The sequence below is a fragment of the Flagellimonas myxillae genome, assembly GCF_023502235.1.
GTDB classification, from domain to species: domain Bacteria; phylum Bacteroidota; class Bacteroidia; order Flavobacteriales; family Flavobacteriaceae; genus Flagellimonas; species Flagellimonas myxillae.
Genome location: NZ_JAMFLY010000002.1, coordinates 863633 through 889622, shown reverse-complemented (window position 1 = coordinate 889622; position 25990 = coordinate 863633). Strand labels below are relative to the sequence as shown.

Sequence of the window (25990 nt, the reverse complement as noted above, 5' to 3'; positions counted from 1 at the left end):
ACAATAGCATTTGGGTGGCCTAAAATCGCAGACAAAAGTACGGAATAAGGTCATTTTTCAAAATGTTAAGGGATCTATAATATCTAATTTATAAGGATTCTAAATAAGGTAAAAGCAGATGTGATAACCCCTAAAAATTTACATTTGTACAAGGACAAATTTGATAAGCTCAAAAATAACATGAAAACGTACGCTTTAGCACTGATATTGTTTGGTTTAACTTTTTCACTTTCTGCCCAAGAGGGCCAGGTCACCATTGATCAGGATTCCCGAATCGACGAACTCATGAAACTCTATACCCAGGTCAATTCAAAAGCGGATTATTACCAAATCCAGGTAGGTTTTGGCAGTTATCAAAAAGCCCAAAACCTCAAGTCCAAAATCGATATTGATTTCCCGGGTTGGTATTCCAAAATCGAGTTTGAATCCCCTACGTATCGCGTTCGTTTAGGCCGCTTTAAAACCAAATTGGAAGCTGAGCGAAAATATTTGGAGGTACGCAGAAAATATCCCGAAGCCATGTTGCTGAAACCGGAGAGTAGTTCTAGATAAGCTCAAGACTCAAGACTCAACTTGAGTTTAAAATTCCAAATTATAAGCCCCAAGTTCAAAATTCCAAATACCAAATGCCAAATTCCAAAATCCAAAATCCAAACACCTGCCTGCATCGAGTAAATTTCAGTATATAAGAGCCAAGAATCAAGACAAAAGAATCAAGACTTGAGACTATTGGCATGAGACTAAAATCTTTAGCTCCAAACATCCCGCATCCAGCATCCCGTATCTAACCTTGGTTAAATTCCAAGCTCCAAATTCCAAGTGCGAGCACCAAATTCGTATGGATAGTTAATAACTTACAATTTTTCATTTTCAACTTTCCATTACTTGCCAAGCTCCAAATCCCAAATCCCAAATCCCAAATTCCAAAAACCAAGTGCCGAGCATCCAGCATCCAGCATCCAGCATCCAGCATCCAGCATCCAGCATCTAGCATCTAGCATCTAGCATCTAGCATCTAGCAAAAAAAAATCCCGCCGAAGCGGGAGGGGATATTCTTAATTGATATTAGAGTTTCTTCTTTACAGCAACTTCCTGGAAGGCTTCTACGATATCACCTTCTTTAATGTCGTTGTAGTTTTTGATCTGGAGACCGCAATCGTAACCTTTGGAAACTTCCTTGACATCATCTTTAAATCGCTTTAAGGACGCCAATTCTCCAGTGAAGATAACCACTCCGTCCCTAATCAAACGAATCTGGGAGTTTCTAAATACTTTCCCGCTGGTTACCATACAACCTGCAATGGTTCCAATCTTGGAAATCTTAAAGGTTTCACGGATTTCCGCATTTCCGGTGATTTCCTCCTTCATTTCTGGAGAAAGCATACCTTCCATGGCATCCTTCAGGTCGTTGATAGCATCGTAGATGATGGAGTACATCCTGATATCGATTTCTTCCTTATCGGCAACGGCACGGGCATTGCCCATCGGCCTTACATTAAATCCAATAATAATCGCATCGGAGGCACTGGCCAACAATACATCAGATTCGGTGATGGCACCAACTCCCTTGTGAATGATGTTCACCTGGATTTCATCGGTCGACAATTTTTGGAACGAATCGGTCAACGCTTCTACAGAACCATCCACATCACCTTTAAGGATAATGTTCAATTCCTGGAAATCACCCAATGCAATACGTCTTCCTATTTCATCCAAGGTAATATGACGCTGTGTTCGAACTGATTGCTCACGTTGCAACTGGGAACGCTTGGCCGCAATCTGCTTAGCCTCCCTTTCATCCTGAAGCACGTTGAACTTATCCCCAGCCTGTGGCGCACCATCCAATCCAAGTATGGAAATTGGGGTTGCCGGACCGGCTTTTTCGATATTTTTTCCACGTTCATCCTGCATGGCCTTTACTTTACCACTGCAGGTTCCCGCCAACACATAATCTCCTATTTCCAAGGTTCCGGCCTGTACCAAAATGGTGGATACATATCCTCTACCTTTATCCAAGAAAGCCTCCACAACGGTTCCAGTAGCCAATTTATCTGGATTTGACTTAAGCTCCAGTAACTCAGCTTCCAACAACACCTTCTCCAAAAGCTCTTTTATACCTTGGCCAGTCTTTGCAGAAATATCGTGGGATTGAATCTTTCCACCCCAATCTTCCACCAAAAGGTTCATCCCCGCAAGACCTTCCTTGATCTTGTCCGGGTTGGCCGTTGGTCTATCTATCTTGTTTATGGCAAATACGATAGGTACATTGGCCGCTTGGGCATGGCTAATGGCCTCCTTGGTCTGGGGCATAATATCATCATCCGCAGCAACCACGATAATGGCTATATCGGTTACCTGGGCACCACGGGCACGCATCGCGGTAAACGCTTCGTGACCCGGAGTATCCAAGAAGGTGATTTTTTGACCATCCTCGAGGGTTACCCCATATGCACCAATATGCTGTGTAATTCCACCGCTTTCGCCGGCAATTACGTTTTCTTGGCGGATGTAGTCTAGCAAAGAGGTTTTACCATGATCTACGTGACCCATTACCGTTACGATTGGTGCGCGGGGCTGCAAATCTTCCGGAGCATCAACTTCCTCTTCTATGGATTCTTCGATTTCGGCAGTTACAAATTCCACCTCGAAACCAAATTCTTCTGCTACAATGGAAAGGGTTTCTGCATCCAAACGTTGATTCATGGTCACCATGATTCCCAAGGACATACATGCAGAGATGATCTGGGTGGTGGAAACGTTCATCATGGTCGCCACCTCGTTTACGGTCACAAACTCCGTTACCTTTAGAATCTTGCTTTCCAATTCCTGAAGCTCAAGATCCTTCTCGGTTTGTTGACGGTGTTGGTCCCTTTTCTCCCTTCTATATTTGGCTCCTTTGCCCTTACTGGATTTCCCTTGAAGTTTTTCAAGGGTTTCCCTTACCTGTTTTTGTACTTCTTCCTCCGTAGGCTCAACCTTGGGCACAGAAGAACGTTGTCCTCTTCTCCCCTGAGCATTGTTCCCACGTTGGTTTGGACGTCCATTACCGGATTGCGCACTGTTTTTGCTTACAATACGCTTACGTCTTTTCTTTCTATCTGAACTAGCATCCGCAGCATCACCTGTTTTTGCCTCCTCTTTCTTTTTCTTGGGCTTGTTGAATTGCGAAAGATCTATTTTATCCCCTGTAATTTTAGGCCCTGAAAGTTTCTTATACTGGGTTTGGATGGCCTCTGGCTCCTTGGGTTGTTCCTCCTCGGGCTTCTTGGCCTCCACCGTTTTGGCCGGCTCCTCAACTTTTGGCTCAGCTGGTTTTTCGGCGACTTTTGGCGCTTCAACCGGAGCTGCTTTCTCTTCCTCTTTGGGAGCTTCGGGCTTTTTATCCAGGTCTATCTTCCCCACTGTCTTGGGTCCGGAAAGTTCCGCCTTGGCCTTAATCACCTGATCGGAATTTCTCTTTTCCCTGGCCAACCTGCGCTCTTCCTGCTCCTGTTCCATTTGGATCCTGAGCGCTTCCTTCTCCTTCCTTTTCTCCTCTCCTACTTCCTTGGAAGCAACCTTTTTGCTCTTATCCGTTTGGAATTCATCCAACAGGACCTGATACACCTCATCTGTAATTTTGGTGGTAGGACGCGCCTCTATATCGTGCCCTTCGGACGCAAGATAGTCCACCGCTCTATCCAGTGAAATGTTCAATTCCCTGAGAACTTTGTTAAGCCTTATTGTTGGGTTTCCTGCCATAAATTATTTTTCCTAGCCCTTAAATTTGCTGCTAATATATAGTTTAATCTTCAAATTCCTCCTTAAGGATTCGTACCACATCAGCAACTGTTTCTTCTTCTAAATCGGTACGTTTGACCAAATCGGCCACATCTTGCTCCAAAACGCTTCGTGCCGTGTCCAGTCCAATCTTTTTGAACTCCTCGATGACCCAAGCTTCTATTTCATCTGAGAATTCAGTCAATTCCACATCTTCTTCCACACCTTCTCTGAACACATCAATCTCATAACCAGTTAATTGACCTGCCAGACGAATGTTATGACCCCCTCTACCAATAGCCTTGGAAACCTCCTCCGGCTTAAGGTATACTTGGGCGGTTTTCTTTTCATCGTTCAATTTAACCGAGGAAACCCTTGCAGGACTCAAGGCCCGGGTCACCATCAATTGGGAATTGTTGGTCCAGTTGATCACATCTATATTTTCATTGCCCAATTCGCGGACAATTCCATGAATTCTTGATCCTTTCATTCCAACACAGGCCCCAACCGGGTCAATTCTGTCATCATAAGAATCCACAGCAACCTTTGCCTTTTCTCCTGGAATCCTAACTGCCTTTTTTATGGTAATCAATCCATCGAATACCTCAGGAATTTCTTGGAAGAACAATTGCTCCAAGAAAACTGGCGATGTCCTGGACATGATGATCGCTGGTTTGTTACCCTTAAGTTCCACACTCTCGATCACCCCTCTAACATTGTCTCCCTTGCGGAAGAAATCGGACGGAATCTGTTTTTCCTTTGGCAGGATAATCTCATTTCCTTCGTCATCCAACAAAATGATGGCCTTATGACGAATGTGATGTACCTCTGCGGTATAAATCTCACCCTCCAAATCCTTAAACTGTTTGTAAATAGTGGTATTGTCGTGTTCATGGATCTTGGAAATCAAGTTTTGGCGCAAGGCCAAAATCGCCCTTCTTCCCAAATCCATTAGCTTTACTTCTTCGGACACATCCTCACCTACTTCAAAATCTGGTTCGATTTTTCTAGCCTCTGACAGCGATATTTCCTCGTTGGGCTCTTCAACCTCTCCGTCTTCGACCACAATTCGGTTTCTCCAAATCTCCAAATCCCCTTTATCGGGGTTGATGATAATATCAAAGTTCTCGTCAGAACCAAATTTCTTCTTCAGGGCATTTCGGAACACATCTTCCAAAATGGCCATCAAGGTTACCCTATCTATAAACTTATCGTCCTTAAACTCCGAAAAGGATTCGATGAGCGCTAGGTTTTCCATTTTTGAACTACAATTAAAATTTTAAAATAACTTTTGCTTGTTGGATTTCAGAAAAGGGAACCACTTCCTTCTTCTGAACCGTAACTTTTCCCTTACCTACCGGCTTTGGCTCTCGAGCCTTCCACTCCAAGGTAATATAATCGTCGTTGGCCTGGGTCAGCGTTCCTTCCCATTCATTGTCGCTGGTCCGGACCATTAATTTTCTTCCAATATTTTTTCTGAACTGCCGTGGCAATTGAAGCGGGGAAGTGGCCCCAGCCGAAGTCACCTCCAAGGAAAAATCCTCTTCTTCCCGATCCAGATTGTGCTCTATGGCCCTGCTCACATCCATGCAATCTTGAAGGTTTACCCCCTCATCCCCATCCAGCACTACCCGGATGGTGTTATCGCTTCCCATCGTAAAATCTATCAAGAACAAGGAAGGACGCTCCTCCAAAGCCTCGCCCAACAACGATTCCACTTTCTCCTTAAGCATAAAACAACTTTCCTCTTAACAGATTCTTCCCTTCAACGGCATTGGTTCCACTTGTTGATTTTTATCATCCAAAAGGTTCCAAAAAATTAAAGTATCGCTAATAAAAGAGGGGACTAGAAGTCCCCTCATGAATACAATTATATCCGTTCAGTGGTGCAAAGATACAATAATTATAGAGTCTGCAAAATTGAATGCCAAAGGGTTGTGGGCAATTCCCTTATTCCGCATGCCCCATCCACCAAAGTTGTTTCCACACAGCTTCGTCACCATCATTCATTTGCGCGAGGCCTGGAGTGCTTCTACCCTCTTCAATATATTTAGTGAGCAAACTCTTAAGTTCTTCCACTTTCTCAGGGTTTGATGCCTGTTGGTTGTTCTGCTCCCCTGGATCGTTCTTTAAATCATACAGCTGGATTTCTGGCAAGTTCTCCTGTGCCTCCTTGTCGTTTGGGGTCGGAAAGCTCCAACCTCCAGAACCTGGACACATAATTAGTTTCCATTCCCCTTTTCGAATGGCAAAACTGCCATTGATCGAGTGATGTACCGTAGCTTCCCTGAAATTTCCCTCAATGGTCTCTTGGTTCAACAATGGTAATATGTTGTAACTGTCTTCGGCTTCATTGTCCTTTAATTCATACCCCACGATCGCGGCACAAGTTGCCGTAAAGTCGGTTGTACAAATGGTTTGGTCCATTACCGAGCCCTTTTCTACCTGCTTCGGCCACTTGACTATATAAGGTACCCGATGCCCTCCTTCAAAAATATCGGCCTTGTGACCTCGGAACACATGACTTGGATAATGCCCTTTGGCGGTCATTTCCTCAATTTTGGCAGCTGGGGAACAGCCATTATCACTTGTAAACACTATCATGGTGTTTTCCTCTATCCCAGCTTCCTTGATAGCGGCATTCAATTGACCCATATAGTCATCGATCATCATCATAAAATCACCATAAGGGTTAAGACCGCTCTTCCCTTGCCATTCTTCAGTGGGTAGAATGGGTGTATGTGGTGAAGGTAGTGCCAGGTACAGAAAAAAGGGATCCTCCTTTTTGGCCTGCTCTTTCACATATTGGATACCCCTACGGAAAAAATTAGGAGTCACATCTTCATGGATAAAATCCTTGGATGTGGGGCCTTTTCTCCACCAAGAATATTTTCCCGTATTCACGGTTACAGAGTCTGGAATTTGTGTTGCCATCCCATTTTCCACATACACGTAGGGTGCCATATCCAAAGAGCCACTGTGCCCATAGGCATAATCAAACCCAAGATCATTGGGCGTGTTTTTTACGGGCTTGGTATAGTCGATATTTATAAAGGTGGTATCCTGCCATCCGGTTGTTGGCGGTTGGGTAGAATCTTTTAGCGCCCAATCCCAGCCCAAATGCCATTTCCCAATAAATCCGGTATTATAGCCACTTTTATTTAGGATTGAGGCTACCGTAGTCCTTGAATTTGGAATCAAGGCTTCGGATGCACCGATCAGTACTCCTTGCTTAAGTTCGCTTCTCCAATTGTATCTCCCCGTAAGAATACCATAACGCGTGGGGGTGCACACGGCCGAAGAGGTATGGGCATCGGTAAATCTCATCCCCTCTAGGGCAAGTTGGTCCAAATGCGGTGTTTTTATTTTACTATTTGGATTAAAAGCGGCGATGTCTCCATAGCCCAGATCATCTGCAAGCACAAAAATGATGTTGGGTCTTTCATCCGTTTTTTCATTCTCGGATTTTTTATCGGAACAACTGAAGGTGATACATAGTAGTCCAACATATAAAAATAGGTTTGGTAGTTTTTTCATTACCCTTGGTTTGATTAGGACTTGAAAGTACCCAAATTACTGCAAACAAAAAATCCCAATTTCCTTAGAAATCGGAATCTTCCTTAGTTTTCTGTTGGCCCACTAGAACTTCCTTCATCTGCGCTCAGGATAAACCTCTCGTCTCCCCGGATTAAAATAAAAAACCCAACATCACGAAGATATCGGGTTCTTTTTGCATTCTGTTGGCCCACTAGGACTCGAACCTAGAACGACTGGACCAAAACCAGCTGTGTTGCCAATTACACCATGGGCCACTACCAAACTTGCATTGAAATGCAAATTTTCAAATACATGTTCCAGCATTTGAGCGTGCAAATTTATAACAAACTTTTGTTTGCACAAATAATTTCACAAGAATCCCAACGATTTTTCCAGAGCAGTCCATGTTAAAGCTTTTCCAAAATTCGCCGACCGTCTCTGCGATATTTACTAAATTCGCCCCAACTGGTTAAGACCATCTTTTATGTTTGCAGAAAACTTCAGAAAATGGGACACCATTCTTGGGTGGGTCTCCTTTACCATAGCATTTATCGTATATGCCATTACCGTAGAACCCACAGGAAGTTTTTGGGATGCCGGGGAGTACATTACCACTTCGGCCAAACTGCAGGTAGGTCACCCTCCGGGTGCCCCTCTGCTGCAAATGATCGGGGCCTTTTTTGCCATGTTCGCCTTTGGCGACACCTCCAAAATCGCACTTATGGTCAATGCGGTCTCCATTGTATCCAGCGCCTTTGCTGTATTGTTCACCTTTTGGACCATAACCAACCTCACCCGTAAACTGGTCATAAAAAAGAAGCCGCTCTCCAATAGTAAGGCCATTGCAATTTTTGGTAGCGGGCTTGTTGGGGCACTTGCCTTTACTTTTTCAGATAGTTTTTGGTTCAATGCCGTGGAAACAGAAGTTTATGCGATGGCGAGCTTGATCATGGCGCTATTGATTTGGTTGGGCCTTAAGTGGGTGGACAGTTTGGACGAACCCCGAGGACATCGATGGCTGCTGCTGATATGCTTTGTGATCGGTCTTACTTTCGGAATTCAGTTCATGGGCTTTTTGGCCATCCCCTCTATCGGATTGCTATTCTACTTCAAAAAATACAAGGAAACCAATATCAAGAACTTTTTGCTTGCCAACATTGCAGTGATAGCCTTGTTGATGTTGGTCTACAAATTTTCCCTGACCTACGTGCTAAAACTGTTTGGTTGGAGCGAAGTGTTTTTCATCAACAGTATAGGGTTGCCATTCAATTCCGGAACCATAATTATGGGATTGCTTTTTGTGGCCGGATTTTATTTTGCGCTTCGCTATACCCGTAAAAACGATTTTAGAACAGGTAACTTGGTAGTACTCTGCCTGATGTTCCTGATTCTTGGTTTTTCCTCTTGGCTGATGTTGCCGATTAGGGCCAATGCAAAAACGGTGGTCAACGAAAATGATCCTTCGGATGCACGTTCCCTTCTGGCCTATTACAACAGGGAACAATATCCTGGAGTGGAAAGTCCATTTTATGGCGCTTATTATTCAGATACGTTTGCTCCCGCTGGGGAAGACAAAGATGATCGTCCCAAGTACGAAAAAGATGAAAAGCTGGGGAAATACATCATAGTAAACAATTACAAAAATGCCATGCAAGGTCCCAACAAAAAACATGTGGGCCTTTTACCCAGACTATGGAGCGATCAGCATGCCGAGAATTATATGCGGTATTTTGGAGCACTTGATTTCCGAATAAAATCCGAATACATTTCCCAAAACGATTTACGAGAAGCCGTTGCCCAATTCAAGACCGCTTACGCCCAAGGGGAACTCGATGCCGAACAATACGTTAGGTTCCTTCGGGAGTTTGGCGAATACATCGAAGTGGAACCGCCAACATTGGGACAGAACATCCAATATATGGTAGAATTCCAATTTGGATATATGTACATGAGGTACTTTATGTGGAATTTTGTCGGCCGGCAAAATGACATTCAAGGCAGGTATGATGAAAATGGCAACTGGTTAAGTGGTATTGGCTTTATGGACAGTCTGCGACTTGGGAGTCAGGATAATCTGCCGAGTGACTGGGAAAACAACAAAGGCCGAAACACCTACTTCTTCTTGCCCTTGCTTTTGGGCATTATCGGTATCGTATTCCAGATTTCCAAGGATCCCAAGCAGTTCTGGGTGCTGTTTGTGTTTTTCATGTTCACAGGATTAGCCATTCAGTTCTACACCAATCCCTATATTTTTCAACCAAGGGAAAGGGATTATTCCCTAGTCGGCTCTTTCTACGTTTTCTGCATGTGGATAGGATTGGGGGTTTATGGGCTTTTCGATGAATTCAGAAAGTTTTTGTCCGCTAAAATTGCGGCCCCGGCAATAACAACCCTATGTCTACTGGCGGTTCCCTTGCTCATGGCCTTCCAGAACTGGGACGATCACGACCGATCCAATCGGTATACCGCCAATTCCACCGCTAAGGCTTATTTGGACTCCTGCCAAGAGGATGCAGGGGCCATCTTGTTCACCATTGGGGACAACGACACCTTCCCGTTATGGTACGCCCAGGAAATAGAGGGACACAGGACCGATGTTCGGATAGTGAACACCAGCCTCTTCGCTACGGATTGGTACATAGACCAAATGAAAAGAAAAGCTTATGAAAGTGAGCCCATTCCCTCACAATTGACACATGACAAATATCGATATGGTTCCAGGGATGCAGTCTACTTCCAAGGAATTACAGACAGCAGATGGGACATCAAAGATTTCATGAATTGGATTGGAAGTGACAAACCCCAGACCAAGTACCGATATCTATTGGAAAAGCAAGGAGCAGATATTAGTGAGGTACCCGAGGGCACTTTGAACATAATCTATTATCCCACCAATAAAATTAGGATTCCGGTCAACAAACAAAATGTCTTGGACAGTGGTCTGGTAAAACCAGAAGATGCAGATTTGATTTTGGATTACATCGATATTGACCTACCCCAAGGCGCCCTGCCCAAAAACCGTATTCTAATGTTAGATCTTTTGGCCAACAACGATTGGAAAAGGCCCATTTATTTCTCAGGAGGGAGTTTTGACCGTGCCGAGTATCTCTGGATGAAGGACTATCTTCAATTGGATGGGCTGGTTTATAAATTGGTTCCTATAAAGACCAAAAACGAAAGTTCGTTTGAAATGGGGCGAATTGACACCGACATTATGTACGGTATCGTTAAAAAATGGGATTGGGGAAATGCCGGGGACACCGGAATTTACCATGATCCACAAACACGTTCCCAAGGGTTATCGTTTAGAAGCAACCTAGCGCGGCTTATGGAGAAACTGCTGGAAGAAGACAAAATAGACAAGGCCAAGGATGTTATTGACATAGCCATAACCAACATGCCCGTAGAGCAATTCGGATTTTACGCCTTTGTGGAGCCTTTTATGGATGGGTATTTTAAAGTTGGGGAAACCGAAAAAGCCCATGCACTGTTTGAAAAATTGAAAAAGGTGTACCAAGAGCGATTGGAGTACTACGCTGGAATTCCTTTGGATGAGCAGTATGAAAAAATTGACGACATCCTTGCGGACATGCAGGCGTACCGCCGAAACATTGATATCCTTATTGAAAATCGGGACTTGGACAAGGCAGAGTCAGAAACCGTGATTTTTAACGAGTACATCGACAAGTTCTCCCAATTTGTGGGCAGTGATGAGGAAATGTTCGAAGACCCCATTCCAGATCCAGATATGGGAGATTCTATTCCGTTGGATACCATAGGTGAGTTAACGGATTCCCTTTAAATCTCTAAAAATCTGGTAAAAGAATTTAAATATACTCGTTGAGAATTCCAATGAGGGTATTGGCATCTTGCTCCCCACTTTGTCGCCAGACCATTTCACCCTTTTTATAGATCATCAGGGTGGGCAACCCCTTAATTCGGAGCGCCTGTGAAAGCTCCTTGTTTTTATCAACATCTATCTTGATTACTTTTCCTTTATCGCCCAAGGCTGCAGCTACATCGCGCAACACAGGGTGCATAGAAGTGGATTGTTCATTCCATTCCGCATAAAAGTCCAACAGCACTGGCACTTTTAAATCGATAAGTTCACCGAATTTAGACATGTGTTATCAAGGTTTACCAACCAAATGTAAGAAAATTTGTTAAAATTTTGATGAGGCCCTTATACAACTCGGAAAAGACAACGTTAATTTCACGTTAAACCTTTCTTTTTTAAGGTTATTACTGTGATTTCAGGCCAGATTCCAACACGTCCAGGATATCCAATAAACCCGAACCCACGATTTACGTTTATAAACTGATTGAGTTCTTCATAAACGCCTGCCCAGTATTTGTATCTCCACTTGACAGGACTCCATTTTATCCAACCTGGAATTTCGACACCAAATTGCATCCCATGGGTATGTCCGCTTAAAGTAAGGTGAAAATGATAATCATCATGGATCACCACATCTTCCCAATGGGAGGGATCGTGGCTCATTAAAATCTTAAAGTCGTCTTTGGATATACCTGCCTTGGCCTTTTCCAAATCACCGGCTTTTTTAAAACCGCCCCTGCCCCAGTTTTCAACACCCAACAATGCAATGCGCTGTCCATCTTTTTCCAAATAGTGATGGGTATCCAATAAGAGGTCGAAGCCCATATCCTTTTGAAGATCTTTCAAGTCTTGAAGATTTTTCTTCTTATCATCGTCCGAGGGCCAGGAAGTATAGTCCCCATAATCGTGATTGCCCAACACCGAAAACTTGCCGTCCTTGGCATCCAAAGTGGAGAAAAGATCGGCCCAAGGCTCCATTTCTACAGCTTTATCGTTGACCATATCCCCCGTAAAAAGAATCACATCACTCTGCTGTTTGTTGATCAAGTCAATCCCATAGGCAACCTTATCTCGATTGTCAAAACTTCCACTGTGCACATCCGAGATTTGTGTTATTTGATACCCATCAAACGCCTCTGGCAAATCGGCAAACTCCAGCTCATACTTAAGAACTTTATAGTTGTATTTGCCTTTGAACATGCCATAGAGCACAGCTCCAAATGGCAATGCCGCTACGCCAAGGGCAATCTTGCTAATAAATTCCCTTCGTGATGGAAAAAATTGGGTCATTGATCCGGAGGGATTTGACATTTTATTATATGCGAATACGAACAAGCGCACAATATCCTCAAGTAGCAAAAGCACCGTGAACACTAAAGCCAGAAAAATAAACGCCATGAAAATACCTGCTGCATTGGCTATTTGTCCCCGAACACCATCACCTGGCGTGTAGGCAAGGACCCGAATAATTAAATTGGCCAATGCTGCTAAAAACAACAATGCATAACCCCACTGGAGCCAGATGTTCTTAAATATGGTTTTAAAGCCTTGAAATCCATAAATGGCCAAAACAATGTAGATAATGGATATAATTATCAGGAATCTAGGCATGTAAAATTTTTTGTAAAGATATTTCTCTTAGGCGTGGAACATTAGGTTTTTGCGTTTATTTAACGCTCCGAACAATTTGACGAACCTTGTCCATATTTGTTACAGCGACCTCATTTTCCGCTACATGGACGCTCGAATTCATGCTTAGTTTGCCATCAATCGACACAGCGTTTCCAAACGAAGTTCCGGATAAATGAATGGCTGTTAACCCAGCTTTCCGAAATTTTAGGGCATTGTCCGGATTCACCCCTCCTCCTGCCATGATCGCTATTTTTTTTGAGCTGCCATTTAGTTCATTCAATAGCCCCAATCCAGCTTCGGCCGAGGTTTGCTGCCCAGAGGTCAGCACACAATCTACCCCTAGGGTTTCAAGTAAGTCCAAAGTTTCCATCGGATTTGGAACCCAATCAAAGGCTCGGTGAAAAACAAATTTTAGCGGCGCCGATAGTTCCACCAATTCCTTAGTTCGGTGTTTGTCCAATTGACAATTGCTATCCAGCACCCCGGCGACAATTCCTTCCACCCCCAACTCCTTGCATGCCTCAATGTCTTTTTTAATGGTTTCGAACTCCGATTTGGAATATGTAAAATGTCCGCTTCTAGGTCTGATCAGTACGTGCACGGGTATGTGCAAATGCTCCTTGACCAATTTTATCAACCCAAAAGAGGGCGTTACCCCTCCTACTCCAAGTTCAGAGCAAAGCTCAATCCTATCTGCCCCAGCCTGTTGGGCATTCAAGGCAGATTCCAAGGAATTGGCACAAACTTCTACAAGCATATTCCTATATTTAGGAATTCAATATAGCAACAAAATTATTCACCATCCCAATAGTGAAATCCAACCCATGAAAAGAAGAAAATTCCTCAAAAAATCCAGTTTGTCCACCGCCGGAATATTATCCGCTCCTGTTTTGGCATCTTGCAAGTCCGAGCCCAAGACTGAGACCGCAATATCCCCTACTAAAACAATCAAACCCATCGTAATTTGTACGTGGAACTTTCTAAATGCATCTGCAAAAGCTTGGGAGGTTCTGAGCAACTCGGGGAGCTCCCTCGATGCCGTGGAAGCCGGGGTAATGGTGGAAGAGGCAGATGTAAACAACCAAACCGTGGGGGTTGGCGGTAGACCTGATCGCGAAGGAAGGGTGACCTTGGATGCCTGTATTATGGACAAGGATGCCAATTGCGGAGCCGTTTTATGTATGGAGAATATTGCCCACCCAATTTCCGTGGCAAGAAAGGTCATGGAGGAAACACCCCATGTAATCTTGGCCGGAAAGGGAGCCGAACTCTTTGCCTACCAGCAAGGATTTGAGAAAACCAACCTATTGACTGAACAGTCCAAAAAAGAATGGGAGGAATGGAAAAAAACTTCCAAATATGAAACCATCATCAATATTGAAAATCACGACACCATTGGTATGCTGGCCATAGACGAAAATGGCGACATTGCAGGTGCCTGTACCACAAGTGGTATGGGATATAAAATGGCAGGCCGGGTTGGCGACTCCCCCATTATTGGTGCAGGACTCTTTGTTGACAATGAAGTAGGTGGCGCCACCGCAACCGGGGTCGGGGAAGAAGTGGTGAGGACTGTGGGCAGTTTTCTGATTGTGGAACTAATGCGACAAGGAAAATCCCCGCAAGAAGCTTGTGAAGAAGGGGTTAGGCGCATTATGAAAAAGAACGAGGGCCGCGAAGATTTTCAGATTGGTTTTATCGCCGTGAATAAAAAAGGGGAAACCGGGGGATACTGCGTACATCCCGGATTCACGTATAGGGAATATTCCGAAAAGGGCCACGAAAACAAATCGGTGGAAAGCTTTTATCAAAGTTAGAAAGAGATAAAGGATCGCTGCGCTTTTAGATAACAGACATTAGATTTCTTTAATCTTGTCTCTTGTCTCCCGGATTCTTTATTCTTTTTTCCAACTTCTTTTTCTACCTTTAAAAACTGTGCGATAACTATGCGAAAACAAGCTTCGCATTTTTAATTTCATACATCTAACCCAACAATATGTCCGACCAAAAAAGACTCTTTCTTCTAGATGCCTACGCTTTGATATTTAGGGGCTATTACGCTTTGCTCAAAAATCCCAGGATCAATTCCAAGGGCATGGACACCTCGGCGATCATGGGTTTTGTAAATTCTCTTTTTGACGTGATCAAACGTGAAAAACCGGATCATCTCGCCGTGTGTTTTGATAAAGGGGGAAGTGTGGAACGCACGGAGCTTTTTGAAGATTACAAGGCCAACAGGGACGAAACCCCCGATGCCATCCGAATTGCTGTGCCCTATATCCAGGACATATTGAAAGCAATGAACATACCCGTGGTGGTGCTTGAAGGGTATGAGGCGGATGATATCATTGGCACCTTGGCCAAACAGGCCGAAAAAGAGAACTACAAGGTGTTTATGGTAACCCCCGATAAGGATTTCGGGCAATTGGTCTCGGAAAATATCTTTATGTACCGACCCGCCAGAATGGGTAATGGTATTGAAATCTGGGGGATTCCAGAGGTGCAAAACCGGTTTGGTGTGGAGCGCCCAGAGCAGGTAATCGATTATCTGGGTATGATGGGTGACGCCAGCGACAACATTCCGGGACTCCCAGGGGTTGGTGATAAAACCGCAAAAAAGTTTCTTGCCGAATTTGGCTCCCTGGAGGAGCTATTGGCCAACACGGACAAGCTAAAGGGCAAGATGAAGGAGAAGGTTGAAGCCAATGCAGATTTGGGAAGACTGTCCCGAAAATTGGCCGAAATAAAAATAGATTGCGATGTACGTTTTAATGCTGACGACTACGAAATGTCCGAGCCGGATGCAGGACAAGTTCAGCAGATTTTTGACGAGCTTGAATTCCGAAGATTGAAGGACCAATTCGTCAAAATTTTCTCAGGGGAGGCCCAAGCAGCAGCTCCAACATCCACGGATACGGGAAAACCGGTTGCACAAAAGCCACAAGTGGCGGGAAGTGGCCAGTTCAGCCTTTTCGGAGCGGACCCCTCAAGTTCGCCCGCTACCATAAAGGATGAGAACAGTAGAAAAACTGTATCTGATGTTGCACACTTATACCAAAGCATTAAGCCTGGACTTGGTTTGAATTTATTTGTCGAAAAACTGATGCACCAAACGTCGGTTTGTTTTGATACCGAAACCACCTCCATCAATCCCTTGGAAGCCGAGCTTGTTGGAATAGCCTTTAGTTGGGAGGCAAAAAAAGGGTTTTACGTTCCAATTCCTGAGTCTAGGGATGAAGCAATGGAGATCTTGGAAGTTTTGCGACCCTTCTTCGAGTCGGAAGCCATCGAAAAAATTGGCCAAAACCTCAAATACGACATCAAGGTGATGAAAAACTATGGGGTCGAGGTCAAAGGCAAGCTCTTTGATACCATGCTGGCCCATTACCTCATCAATCCGGATATGCGCCACAATATGGACGTACTGGCCGAGACTTACCTGAACTACACCCCGGTTTCCATTACCGAACTCATCGGAAAAAAAGGAAAAAACCAGTTGAGCATGCGACAGGTTCCTTTGGACAAACAAACGGAATACGCAGCAGAAGATGCGGATATCACCCTGCAATTGGCCCAACAGTTTAGACCGGAACTGGCCGAGGCAAAAACGGATGAGCTTTTTGAAAAAATTGAGGTTCCGTTGCTCAGGGTACTTGCCGATATGGAAACAGAAGGCATCAACTTGGACAAGGATTTTTTAAATGGTCTTTCCACAGACCTGGATACCGATATCAAATCATTGGAACAAAAAATTTATGAGGCTGCTGGGGAACAATTCAACATTGCCTCACCAAAACAATTGGGCGAAATCCTTTTTGAAAAAATGAAATTGGTGGACAAGCCAAAGAAAACCAAAACTGGACAATATTCCACAGCGGAAGATGTGCTCTCCTACTTGGCCAAAGATCATGAGATTATTCAGAACGTATTGGATTTTAGGGGTCTCACCAAACTCAAAAGCACCTATGTGGATGCCCTGCCCAATGAAGTGCAGGAGCACAGTGGACGCGTACACACGGATTATATGCAAACCGTTGCCGCAACGGGTAGGTTAAGCAGCAACAATCCGAACTTGCAGAACATTCCCATTCGTACCGAAAGGGGGAGACAAGTACGTAAAGCCTTTATCCCAAGAGATGAAAATTACACCCTGCTTGCCGCGGATTACTCCCAAATTGAACTGCGCATCATTGCCGCACTAAGCGAGGAGGATACCATGATCGAAGCTTTTAAAAATGGGGAGGATATTCATTCATCCACAGCATCGCGGGTCTTCAACGTTCCTATTGAAGAAGTGACCCGGGAACAACGGGGCAATGCCAAAACGGTCAACTTTGGTATCATTTATGGCGTTTCGGCATTTGGGCTAAGCAATCAAACCGATTTGAGTAGAACCGAGGCCAAGGAACTTATCGAGACCTATTACAAGACGTATCCCAAGCTTCGAAATTATATGGGTGATCAAGTGGATTTTGCCCGGGACAATGGTTATGTGCAAACCGTGTTGGGCCGAAGAAGATATTTAAAGGACATCAATGCAGGTAACCAGGTGGTGCGCGGCGCCGCTGAAAGAAATGCGGTAAATGCCCCTATCCAAGGAAGCGCGGCCGACATCATTAAGATTGCAATGATCAATATCCATAAAAAGCTAACAGAAGGCGGTTTTAAAACCAAGATGCTTTTACAGGTTCATGATGAATTGGTATTTGATGCCTATAAACCCGAGCTTGAAGAAGTCAAAACCTTGATCAAGACCGAAATGGAAAATGCCTATGAACTTGCAGTTCCCTTGGATGTGGAAATGGGCCTGGGCAATAATTGGTTAGAAGCACATTAAATTCTTATACATCACCATGTCAAAACTTTTTCAGATCCCATTGCTTTTACTGGCAATTTTGTTCTTTGTTTCTTGTTCGGAAACCCAACAACCCGAAAAAAAACCCAACATCATCTACTTTTTGGCGGATGATCTGGGTTATGGGGAAGTAGGTGCCTATGGGCAAGAAAAAATAAAAACCCCGAACATTGACGCCCTGGTACAGGCAGGAATGAAATTCACCCAACATTATACCGGAGCTCCGGTTTGTGCCCCGGCACGGTATATTTTGATGACCGGAAAACATGCCGGTCATGCCTACATTCGCGGCAATGACGAATGGAGGGAACGTGGAGAGGTTTGGGACTACAAGAAAGCATTTACGAACACAAATTTGGAAGGGCAGCGTCCCATTCCGGAAAACACGGTCACCCTTGCTAAAAAACTTCAAGAAGCAGACTATGTAACGGGCATTTTTGGTAAGTGGGGCTTGGGTGCGCCAAATACCGAAGGGGTGCCTACCAAACAGGGGTTTGATTCCTTCTATGGGTATAATTGTCAACGTCAGGCACATAATCTGTATCCAAGCCATTTATGGGAAAATGAGACCAAGGTTTACTTAAAAAATGAACTCATTGCACCGCATGCCAGATTGGACGATTCAGAAGACCCGATGGACGAAAAGAGTTACGCTCAATTTTACCAACCGGAATATGCTCCCGAACTGATCCACAACAAAGCACTGTCCTTTATGGAGCAGAACCAAGACAGTACCTTCTTCCTTTATTACGCTTCCCCTCTACCGCATCTGCCCCTTCAGGTTCCGAAAGAATATACAGAGCCGTATCGGGAAGAGTTTGGGGAGGAAGCACCCTATGTGGGAAACAAGGGTTATTTTCCCAACCAATATCCACGTGCGAGCTATGCGGCTATGATTACCTATATGGACCAACAGCTTGGTGAATTGATAGCCAAGTTGAAGGAACTCGGAATTTATGAAAACACTTTAATCCTATTCTGTAGCGATAATGGCCCTACCTATACCGGTGGGGTGGATTTTGATTATTTCGAAAGCTCCAAACCCTTCACCAACGGTGCCGGCAGAACCAAGGGCCATGTATACGAAGGGGGCATTCGTGTTCCGTTTGTGGCGAGTTGGCCAGGGCATATTAAACAAGGAAGCGAATCCGACCATATCTCTGTATTCTATGATGTTTACCCTACCCTTTGCGACATCGCCGGGGTTGATTATTCGGATACGGATGGGGTTAGCTTTAAACCCACCCTTCTAGGGCAGGAACAAAAAAAGCACGAATTCCTGTATTGGGAATTTCCAAGTTACAAGGGACAACAGGCAGTTAGAATGGGAAAATGGAAGGCAGTCCGAAAAAACATATTTGAGGGCAACCTGAAGATTGAGCTCTACGATTTGGAAACCGACCTTGAGGAAATGAACGATCTTGCCGATGAGCACCCCGAAATTGTGGAAAAAATTGCCGCAATTATGGAACAGGAGCACGAGCCAGCGGAGAACGACAGATTCAAGTTTAAAGAGCTAGGTGACCTTTGACCTCCGAAATGAAGTAAAAAATAACATCAAAGTAAGGCTAGCATGGCCCAACAGGCGGAAAAATTGGCAAGGGAATGGTTCAGGCTTTGGGAAACAGGGGAGTTCTTGGATTTACCCATTACGGAAGACTTTGTCCATATCAGTCCTTATGGAACCATTCAAGGGAAAAAGGCTTATTTGGACCTGGTAGAGGCTAACAAGGATAAATTTCTTGGTCACTCTTTTGAGATTCACGACCTGATATCGAATCAAGACAAGGTATGCATCCGGTATACTGCGCTAAAGTCCGATTTTACACTGGAAGTTACGGAGTGGCACTACGTGCGGGACAATCTTATCCACAAAATTGTGGCCTACTATAATATTGAAGGGGAAATTAAAGAAGACAGAAAACTTTCAATACCCGAGTAGGTACATCCTTAGCATAGCATCTGGGACCAATACCTTTAAACCTTGTTGGCGTAGTAGTTATAACCTATTTGATCCAAAACTTTTAAAAACACCTCAAAATCCTCGCTTTCTAAATCTCTGATGGCTAGTTTACGAAGATTGACGGCATGGGGCAACACCAATTTGATGACTTTCTTGCCCTTTCGGGTGAGTTCCAGTTTGTAGCGCTTTTGATCTCCTTCAAACCGGGTTTTACTGATCCACCCTTTTTTTTCCAACTTTCCGATAACCCGTGAGGTTGTCGCCCGATTTCGAAAATTGGAACGTACAATCTCGCGTTGGGAAGCCGTAGCGCCCAATTCTGAAATTCGATGGAGAATCACCCATTGTTCAATGGTCAAATCCACCCCCAACTCCTCGAACTTCTTTAGATAGGCATCCTGCACCCTTCTAAGGACCAAATCCAAATGAAGTCCAATACCGGATATTTCATCAATTTGATTGAGCATCTGCTATACAAGTTGTTGTTTACAACAATGGATATTCCAAACACTAATGTATCCATTTTCCACCGTCGGGGGAAACCCTACCCAATTTTAACAAAAATTATCTTTTCAAGGGTCATAAAATCAATTCAAAATTTATACTTTTGTTGCATTAACAACAATTTTAATTATATACATCAAAATATAGAACCTATGGAAACGACCGCAATCCCTAAAATCCATGATACAGCCCAGGATTTTATGCCAATAAATGGCACCGATTACATTGAACTTTACGTGGGCAACTCCAAACAAGCCGCACATTTTTACAAAACCGCCTTCGGATTTCAGTCCTACGCCTATGCCGGGTTGGAAACTGGACTCAAAGATCGTGAAAGCTATGTGGTGATCCAGGACAAAATTCGACTCGTACTTACGTCCCCATTAAAAAGTGGAACGGATATCGGAAGGCATATCGATCAGCATGGCGACGGTATCAAGGTTGTTGCCCTTTGGGTGGATGATGCCACCTATGCGCACAACACAGCCGTGGAGCGCGGTGCCAAATCGTATCTGGAACCCGAAGTAATAGAGGATAAAACGGGCAAAATTGTTCGTTCTGGTATTTATACCTATGGCGAGACCGTCCATATTTTTGTGGAGCGGAAAGATTACCACGGTACTTTTATGCCCGGATTCAAGAAATGGGAGACCCCAGACTATAACCCAGAACCGACAGGGCTAAAATTTGTGGATCACATGGTTGGTAATGTGGGTTGGAACAAAATGGACTATTGGGTGGAGTTTTACGAAAAAGTAATGGGCTTTGTGAACATCCTTTCTTTTGACGACAACGATATCTCCACGGAATATACCGCTTTGATGAGCAAGGTGATGAGCAACGGGAATGGCCGTATCAAATTCCCGATCAACGAACCGGCCGAAGGCAAAAAGCGTTCCCAGGTAGAAGAATACCTTGATTTTTACGAAGGTGAAGGGGTACAACATATTGCTGTGGCCACGGATGATATCATTACCACTGTAAAACAACTGAGAAGCCGTGGGGTTGAATTTCTTCGGGTACCTGATACCTACTACGATGCTGTTACCGACCGTGTTGGCAAAATTGATGAGGACATTGCCCCACTTAAGGAACTGGGCATCTTGGTAGATAGGGACGATGAAGGTTACCTACTTCAGATTTTTACCCGTCCGGTGGAACCCAGACCTACCATGTTCTTTGAAATCATTCAAAGAAAGGGCGCACAATCGTTTGGAAAAGGTAACTTTAAGGCACTGTTCGAAGCCATTGAGCGTGAACAGGAAATTAGGGGAACCTTACATTAACAAGTTAGGAGTATAGCATTGTGGGTTGACCGGTATTGTAATTTGATCAGTGCGGTAAACCCATAATTCTAAGCTCATAGCGCTAAACCAGCAACTATGCCGATATATCACAAGCTTGGAAAAATTCCACAGAAAAGGCATACCCAGTTTACCAAACCAGACGGAAGCCTTTATTACGAGCAATTGTTTGGAACCATAGGGTTTGACGGGATGTCCTCCCTGATCTATCACGAGCATCGGCCTACCCAGGTCGCGGCTATAGGTGAAGCCGTGGATGTGAATCCCAAAATTGCAGTGGCCAAAAACATTGCTTCCCGAAAACTCATCGGGTTTGACGTAAAGCCCAAAAACGATTTTTTGGAAGCGCGCGAACCCTTGTTGGTCAACAACGATGTCCACATTGGACTTGCAGCACCTAAACAATCCTTGACATCTTACTTTTATAAGAATTCTGATGCGGATGAAATGCTGTTTATCCACAAAGGAACAGGCACCTTGCGTACCTTTTTGGGGAATATTCCTTTCGAATATGGGGATTACCTCATTATTCCAAGAGGGATGATCTACCAAATAGAATTTGACACTGAGGATAATCGCATTCTATATGCAGAATCCTTCCATCCCATTTATACCCCAAAAAGGTATCGAAACTGGTTTGGACAACTCTTGGAGCATTCCCCATTTTGTGAACGGGACTACAAACTCCCCCAAGACTTAGAGACTTTTGATGAAAAAGGCGAGTTTGTTCTCAAGATAAAAAAACAGGGCATGCTACATAGTTTGGTTTATGCTACACACCCTTTCGATGTCGTAGGTTGGGATGGGTATAACTTCCCCTATGGGTTTTCCATTCACAATTTTGAACCCATTACCGGTCGCGTGCATCAACCACCGCCAGTGCACCAGACCTTTGAGACCAATGCTTTTGTGATCTGCTCTTTCTGTCCAAGATTGTACGACTATCATCCGAAAGCCATACCCGCACCCTACAACCACTCCAATATCGATTCTGATGAAGTGCTCTATTATGTGGATGGGGATTTTATGAGTCGAACTGGAATTGGACCCGGATACATTTCCCTACACCCAGCTGGAATTCCCCATGGCCCCCACCCGGGAACCTACGAGGCCAGTATAGGCAAAAAGGGCACCGAAGAGCTCGCGGTTATGATCGATACGTTCAAACCCCTTCAAGTCACGGAAAATGCACTTAAGATTGATGATGGAACTTATTATAAATCTTGGGTTGAGTAATAAGAAGTTAGACGTTAGAATTTAGATTTGAGTGTTTTTTCTGATTCAACAAACTCCTCTAACATCTAATGTCTCAAATCAATATCTAGAAAAATGATAATTAACATACCTGAAAATTCAGATTTTTCAATACACAACCTCCCGTTTGGGATTTTTTCAACCGAATATAGAAGTCCACGAGCTGGAATCGCCGTAGGCGAACATATTTTGGATCTCGCTGCATTGGCCGAATTGGATGTTTTCGATTTTAACTCCGCCGTACTGGAAAAAGATACCCTGAACGATTTCATCGCTTTGGGAAAATCCATTACCAAAAAAGTTAGGATTGATATTCAACATTGGCTAAAAGATGAAGGTTCAATTTTAGCCGGTAAACCCGAGCTTTTTGTCTTACAATCCGAAGCGCAAATGCACATGCCTGTCTCAATAGGCGATTATACGGATTTCTATTCCAGTATTGAGCATGCCACCAATGTGGGGAAAATGTTTCGCGACCCAGAAAATGCGCTATTACCCAATTGGAAGCACATTCCCGTGGGATACCATGGGAGGGCTTCTTCCATAATTTTAAGTGGCGAACCTATCCACAGACCCAAGGGTCAAATATTGCCCAAAGATGCCACTACTCCTGTATTCCAAGCTTCCGCACGCTTGGATTTCGAACTTGAAATGGCATTTATTACCGGAAAAAATACTGCGTTGGGAGAAACGGTTTCCACCACAGAGGCCGAGGACCACATTTTTGGTATGGTACTTTTCAACGATTGGTCGGCGAGGGACATCCAAAAATGGGAGTACGTTCCCCTGGGGCCTTTCCTGGCCAAGAACTTTGCTTCATCCATTTCGCCATGGGTCGTTACCCTTGAAGCCTTGGAACCCTTTAGGGTTGCCGGACCTGTTCAGGAACCAAAGGTGCACCCCTATCTGGAATTTGAAGGCGATAAAAACTACGACATCCAGTTGGAAGTTGCCCTGCAACCTGATGGAGCAGCAGCACAGACCATTTGCAACTCCAATTACCAATACATGTACTGGAACATGGCCCAGCAATTGGCGCACCATACCGTTAACGGTTGCAACATCAATGTGGGGGATCTGTATGGTTCTGGGACAATCTCTGGAAAAGATGAGAACTCCTATGGATCTATGTTGGAATTGGCCTGGATGGGCACCAAACCCCTTCAAATGAAGGATGGCACTGAACGGAAGTTCATACAGGACGGGGATACCGTAATTATGCGAGGACATGCCGAAAAGGATGGTATTCGTGTCGGTTTTGGAGAGGTTACCACCAAGGTGCTTCCGGCAAAATAGATTTATCTTAGTACCATATAAATCCAACCCATGTCGAGCATAAAGACCATTGATCCCAACTCCATATCACAACCAGAGCTGCACTCCTATCTGCTTACAGCGGTAGCTCCAAGACCCATCGGTTTTGTGAGCACTGTTGATTCCAAAGGAAACGTGAACCTATCCCCTTTCAGCTTTTTCAATGTATTCAGTTCCAATCCACCAATAATGATATTTTCCCCGGCTAGGGGTCGGGAGGGGGTACCCAAACACTCCCATCAAAATGTAAAGGAGGTTCCAGAAGCCGTGATCAACATTGTAGATTTTCCTATGGTCGAGCAAATGTCCTTATCCAGCACCGCTTATGATAGAGGGATAAACGAGTTTATTAAATCCGGATTGACCCAGGTTCCCAGTGAAAAGGTGAAGCCTCCAAGGGTTGCCGAATCTCCGGTTTCGTTCGAATGTTCCATAGATCAAATCATTGAATTGGCCGATTCTCCCGGAGGTGGAAATTTAATCATCGCCAAGGTGGAATTAATTCATATTCAAAAACAATTTTTGGATGAAAATGGAAAATTGGATCCCTTAAAATTGGATTTGGTCGGCCGAATGGGAGGAAGTTGGTATACCAGGGCAACTGGTGAATCCCTTTTTGAAATCCCCAAACCTATCCGGACCAAGGGTATGGGTGTGGACGGATTGCCCTCGGGCATACGACATAGCCCGGTTTTAACGGGCAACAACTTGGGGAGATTGGGAAATTTGGAGAAATTATCTTCCGCAGACGAAATCAATGCTGTTTCCCAGGAGGATGAAATTAGGATGATGCAGAAAAAATTGAACGGAAATCCGTCAAAGCTGAAAAAAGAACTGCATTGGCTGGCCCAGCGCATTCTAGAAGAACAGCAATCCGAAAAGGCCTTGGCGGTTCTAATGTATGCTGAAAAAGTAGGGGAATGAGCAAGGGAATCGAGTCCAATTTCAAACCGTATTTGCAGCCCAAAAAAGCCTATGAAGGAGGCAAGGGCATCCCAGCAAGTACTGGAAAGAAAATTTACAAACTTTCGTCCAACGAAAATCCCTTGGGTCAATCCCCCAAAGCAACCGAGGCATTGATAAAAGCCGCACAAAACGTGCATATATACCCTGATCAGACCGATATTCGATTGCGTAAGGCCCTAGTCAGGGATTTTGACGGCCAATTGGATGAAGACCAATTTATTTGCGGTAACAGCGGTTCCGAGGTCATCGATATGATTTTAAGGGCGTTTATCAACGAGGGGGATGAAGTTATCTTTTCCAATCCCTGTTTTCTACCCTACGCTGTTTTTTCCAGATGGTATGGGGCCGTACAGGTAGATATCCCATTGTTGGAACCCGACTATTCCTTGGATCGGGAAGGCATTTTAAAAGCAATTACGGCCAAGACAAAAATTATTTTTTTGACAAGCCCCAACAATCCTACTGGAACCCATATCCCAAAATCTGTACTGGATGATTTTCTACATCAAATTCCCAAAGATGTATTGGTGGTTTTTGACGAAGTGTACCGACATTTTGCGGATGCCCCGGATTATGTAACTGCGCTACCTTATGTCAAGGCTGGCCACAACCTCATCGGAATCAATAGTTTTTCCAAAACCTATGGCTTGGCCGGACAACGCATCGGTTATGGGTATACCACGGAAAAAATTGCGACCTACCTGAGACAGATCCACAAACCATTTCTTCTTCCCATCACGTCTCTTGAAGCAGGGATGGGCGCCTTGGAAGACGCAGAATTTATCCAAAAAACAGTACGGACGGTTCACGAAGGTCGTGAGTTTCTTTCCCAGGCGTTTGACCGTTTGGGAATAACCTACTGGCCTACCCAAGCCAACTTTTTTCTGATAGACCCTCCGTTACCTGAACTGGAATTTACGGAGCTATTGATGGAACAAGGCATCATGGTTCGACCTGTGTCCCAATTTGGCGCACCGGGAAAAGTACGGATCACAATCGGTGGTGCAGAAGCCAATGAAGCCTTGGTAGAAGCACTACAGCTACTACAAAAACAGGTTTAAACA

General features: G+C 44.3%; 19 protein-coding genes and 1 tRNA gene. 11 read left to right on the top strand and 9 right to left on the bottom strand.

Translation table 11 applies throughout. The features are described from left to right. Positions 1-180 precede the first annotated feature (180 nt). Positions 181-552, top strand: a complete 372-nt coding sequence (locus M3P07_RS12390; RefSeq protein WP_249970226.1) for an SPOR domain-containing protein — start codon at positions 181-183, stop codon at positions 550-552. Between the two features lie 513 nt (positions 553-1065). Here M3P07_RS12390 and infB read toward each other — a convergent pair. The 5 genes from infB to M3P07_RS12365 all read right to left on the bottom strand — a co-directional run bounded on the left by infB (position 1066) and on the right by M3P07_RS12365 (position 7571). Continuing rightward, on the bottom strand, positions 1066-3741 hold the full coding sequence (gene infB / locus M3P07_RS12385; RefSeq protein WP_249970225.1) for a translation initiation factor IF-2: 2676 nt from the start codon (positions 3739-3741) through the stop codon (positions 1066-1068). 43 nt (positions 3742-3784) lie between these two features. Continuing rightward, positions 3785-5017, bottom strand: a complete 1233-nt coding sequence (gene nusA / locus M3P07_RS12380) for a transcription termination factor NusA (RefSeq protein ID WP_249970224.1) — start codon at positions 5015-5017, stop codon at positions 3785-3787. Between the two features lie 13 nt (positions 5018-5030). After that, a complete protein-coding gene (gene rimP, locus M3P07_RS12375) occupies positions 5031-5492 on the bottom strand; it encodes a ribosome assembly cofactor RimP (protein WP_249970223.1) in 462 nt (153 codons plus the stop codon). A gap of 217 nt (positions 5493-5709) precedes the next feature. Then, a complete protein-coding gene (locus M3P07_RS12370; protein ID WP_249970222.1) occupies positions 5710-7296 on the bottom strand; it encodes a sulfatase family protein in 1587 nt (528 codons plus the stop codon). Between the two features lie 203 nt (positions 7297-7499). Beyond that, positions 7500-7571: transfer RNA gene (locus M3P07_RS12365), tRNA-Gln, on the bottom strand. A gap of 209 nt (positions 7572-7780) precedes the next feature. Between M3P07_RS12365 and M3P07_RS12360 the strand changes: the two genes are divergently transcribed. After that, a complete protein-coding gene (locus M3P07_RS12360; RefSeq protein WP_249970221.1) occupies positions 7781-11098 on the top strand; it encodes a glycosyltransferase family 117 protein in 3318 nt (1105 codons plus the stop codon). A gap of 25 nt (positions 11099-11123) precedes the next feature. Here M3P07_RS12360 and M3P07_RS12355 read toward each other — a convergent pair whose 3' ends face one another. The 3 genes from M3P07_RS12355 to M3P07_RS12345 all read right to left on the bottom strand — a co-directional run bounded on the left by M3P07_RS12355 (position 11124) and on the right by M3P07_RS12345 (position 13523). Beyond that, a complete protein-coding gene (locus tag M3P07_RS12355; RefSeq protein ID WP_036382448.1) occupies positions 11124-11420 on the bottom strand; it encodes a thioredoxin family protein in 297 nt (98 codons plus the stop codon). Positions 11421-11509: 89 nt separating this feature from the next. Beyond that, on the bottom strand, positions 11510-12745 hold the full coding sequence (locus M3P07_RS12350) for a metallophosphoesterase (protein ID WP_249970220.1): 1236 nt from the start codon (positions 12743-12745) through the stop codon (positions 11510-11512). 55 nt (positions 12746-12800) lie between these two features. Continuing rightward, positions 12801-13523 (bottom strand): copper homeostasis protein CutC, encoded by a 723-nt coding sequence (locus M3P07_RS12345; RefSeq protein ID WP_249970219.1) that lies wholly within the window; start codon positions 13521-13523, stop codon positions 12801-12803. A 67-nt stretch (positions 13524-13590) separates the two neighbouring features. Here M3P07_RS12345 and M3P07_RS12340 point away from each other — a divergent pair, with 67 nt between their 5' ends. The 4 genes from M3P07_RS12340 (at position 13591) to M3P07_RS12325 (ending at position 19563) form a co-directional block, all read left to right on the top strand. Continuing rightward, positions 13591-14583, top strand: a complete 993-nt coding sequence (locus M3P07_RS12340) for an isoaspartyl peptidase/L-asparaginase family protein (RefSeq protein WP_249970218.1) — start codon at positions 13591-13593, stop codon at positions 14581-14583. Positions 14584-14762: 179 nt separating this feature from the next. Then, positions 14763-17603 carry a DNA polymerase I gene (gene polA, locus M3P07_RS12335; protein WP_249970217.1) on the top strand — a complete coding sequence of 947 codons (2841 nt, stop codon included), beginning with the start codon at positions 14763-14765 and terminating at the stop codon, positions 17601-17603. A 16-nt stretch (positions 17604-17619) separates the two neighbouring features. Beyond that, the gene (locus tag M3P07_RS12330) at positions 17620-19152 is read left to right on the top strand and encodes an arylsulfatase (RefSeq protein ID WP_249970216.1); all 1533 of its coding nucleotides are present in this window, start codon (positions 17620-17622) and stop codon (positions 19150-19152) included. Between the two features lie 42 nt (positions 19153-19194). Further along, on the top strand, positions 19195-19563 hold the full coding sequence (locus tag M3P07_RS12325) for a nuclear transport factor 2 family protein (protein WP_249970215.1): 369 nt from the start codon (positions 19195-19197) through the stop codon (positions 19561-19563). A gap of 35 nt (positions 19564-19598) precedes the next feature. On the opposite strand, the gene M3P07_RS12320 is transcribed toward M3P07_RS12325, so the two are convergent. After that, positions 19599-20051 (bottom strand): MarR family winged helix-turn-helix transcriptional regulator, encoded by a 453-nt coding sequence (locus M3P07_RS12320; protein ID WP_249970214.1) that lies wholly within the window; start codon positions 20049-20051, stop codon positions 19599-19601. Positions 20052-20240: 189 nt separating this feature from the next. On the opposite strand from M3P07_RS12320, the gene hppD reads away from it, so the two are divergent. The 5 genes from hppD (at position 20241) to M3P07_RS12295 (ending at position 25987) form a co-directional block, all read left to right on the top strand. Next, positions 20241-21374 carry a 4-hydroxyphenylpyruvate dioxygenase gene (gene hppD, locus M3P07_RS12315; RefSeq protein WP_249970213.1) on the top strand — a complete coding sequence of 378 codons (1134 nt, stop codon included), beginning with the start codon at positions 20241-20243 and terminating at the stop codon, positions 21372-21374. 96 nt (positions 21375-21470) lie between these two features. Next, complete coding sequence (locus M3P07_RS12310; RefSeq protein WP_249970212.1) at positions 21471-22628, top strand: homogentisate 1,2-dioxygenase; 1158 nt, start codon at positions 21471-21473, stop codon at positions 22626-22628. Positions 22629-22721: 93 nt separating this feature from the next. Beyond that, positions 22722-23942 (top strand): fumarylacetoacetase, encoded by a 1221-nt coding sequence (gene fahA, locus M3P07_RS12305; protein WP_249970211.1) that lies wholly within the window; start codon positions 22722-22724, stop codon positions 23940-23942. A gap of 30 nt (positions 23943-23972) precedes the next feature. Further along, entirely contained in the window at positions 23973-24884 is a 912-nt protein-coding gene (locus M3P07_RS12300) for a flavin reductase family protein (RefSeq protein WP_249970210.1), read from the top strand. After that, positions 24881-25987, top strand: a complete 1107-nt coding sequence (locus M3P07_RS12295; protein ID WP_249970209.1) for a pyridoxal phosphate-dependent aminotransferase — start codon at positions 24881-24883, stop codon at positions 25985-25987. The genes M3P07_RS12300 and M3P07_RS12295 overlap by 4 nt, the downstream gene beginning before the upstream one ends. The last annotated feature ends 3 nt before the right edge of the window (positions 25988-25990 follow it).

What these genes read in the sequence shown, in the direction of transcription:
- M3P07_RS12390 (WP_249970226.1), top strand. Translation starts at nt 181, where the DNA reads ATGAAAACGTACGCTTTAGCACTGATATTGTTTGGTTTAACTTTTTCA.
- infB (WP_249970225.1), bottom strand. Translation starts at nt 3,741, where the DNA reads ATGGCAGGAAACCCAACAATAAGGCTTAACAAAGTTCTCAGGGAATTG.
- nusA (WP_249970224.1), bottom strand. Translation starts at nt 5,017, where the DNA reads ATGGAAAACCTAGCGCTCATCGAATCCTTTTCGGAGTTTAAGGACGAT.
- rimP (WP_249970223.1), bottom strand. Translation starts at nt 5,492, where the DNA reads ATGCTTAAGGAGAAAGTGGAATCGTTGTTGGGCGAGGCTTTGGAGGAG.
- M3P07_RS12370 (WP_249970222.1), bottom strand. Translation starts at nt 7,296, where the DNA reads ATGAAAAAACTACCAAACCTATTTTTATATGTTGGACTACTATGTATC.
- M3P07_RS12360 (WP_249970221.1), top strand. Translation starts at nt 7,781, where the DNA reads ATGTTTGCAGAAAACTTCAGAAAATGGGACACCATTCTTGGGTGGGTC.
- M3P07_RS12355 (WP_036382448.1), bottom strand. Translation starts at nt 11,420, where the DNA reads ATGTCTAAATTCGGTGAACTTATCGATTTAAAAGTGCCAGTGCTGTTG.
- M3P07_RS12350 (WP_249970220.1), bottom strand. Translation starts at nt 12,745, where the DNA reads ATGCCTAGATTCCTGATAATTATATCCATTATCTACATTGTTTTGGCC.
- M3P07_RS12345 (WP_249970219.1), bottom strand. Translation starts at nt 13,523, where the DNA reads ATGCTTGTAGAAGTTTGTGCCAATTCCTTGGAATCTGCCTTGAATGCC.
- M3P07_RS12340 (WP_249970218.1), top strand. Translation starts at nt 13,591, where the DNA reads ATGAAAAGAAGAAAATTCCTCAAAAAATCCAGTTTGTCCACCGCCGGA.
- polA (WP_249970217.1), top strand. Translation starts at nt 14,763, where the DNA reads ATGTCCGACCAAAAAAGACTCTTTCTTCTAGATGCCTACGCTTTGATA.
- M3P07_RS12330 (WP_249970216.1), top strand. Translation starts at nt 17,620, where the DNA reads ATGTCAAAACTTTTTCAGATCCCATTGCTTTTACTGGCAATTTTGTTC.
- M3P07_RS12325 (WP_249970215.1), top strand. Translation starts at nt 19,195, where the DNA reads ATGGCCCAACAGGCGGAAAAATTGGCAAGGGAATGGTTCAGGCTTTGG.
- M3P07_RS12320 (WP_249970214.1), bottom strand. Translation starts at nt 20,051, where the DNA reads ATGCTCAATCAAATTGATGAAATATCCGGTATTGGACTTCATTTGGAT.
- hppD (WP_249970213.1), top strand. Translation starts at nt 20,241, where the DNA reads ATGGAAACGACCGCAATCCCTAAAATCCATGATACAGCCCAGGATTTT.
- M3P07_RS12310 (WP_249970212.1), top strand. Translation starts at nt 21,471, where the DNA reads ATGCCGATATATCACAAGCTTGGAAAAATTCCACAGAAAAGGCATACC.
- fahA (WP_249970211.1), top strand. Translation starts at nt 22,722, where the DNA reads ATGATAATTAACATACCTGAAAATTCAGATTTTTCAATACACAACCTC.
- M3P07_RS12300 (WP_249970210.1), top strand. Translation starts at nt 23,973, where the DNA reads ATGTCGAGCATAAAGACCATTGATCCCAACTCCATATCACAACCAGAG.
- M3P07_RS12295 (WP_249970209.1), top strand. Translation starts at nt 24,881, where the DNA reads ATGAGCAAGGGAATCGAGTCCAATTTCAAACCGTATTTGCAGCCCAAA.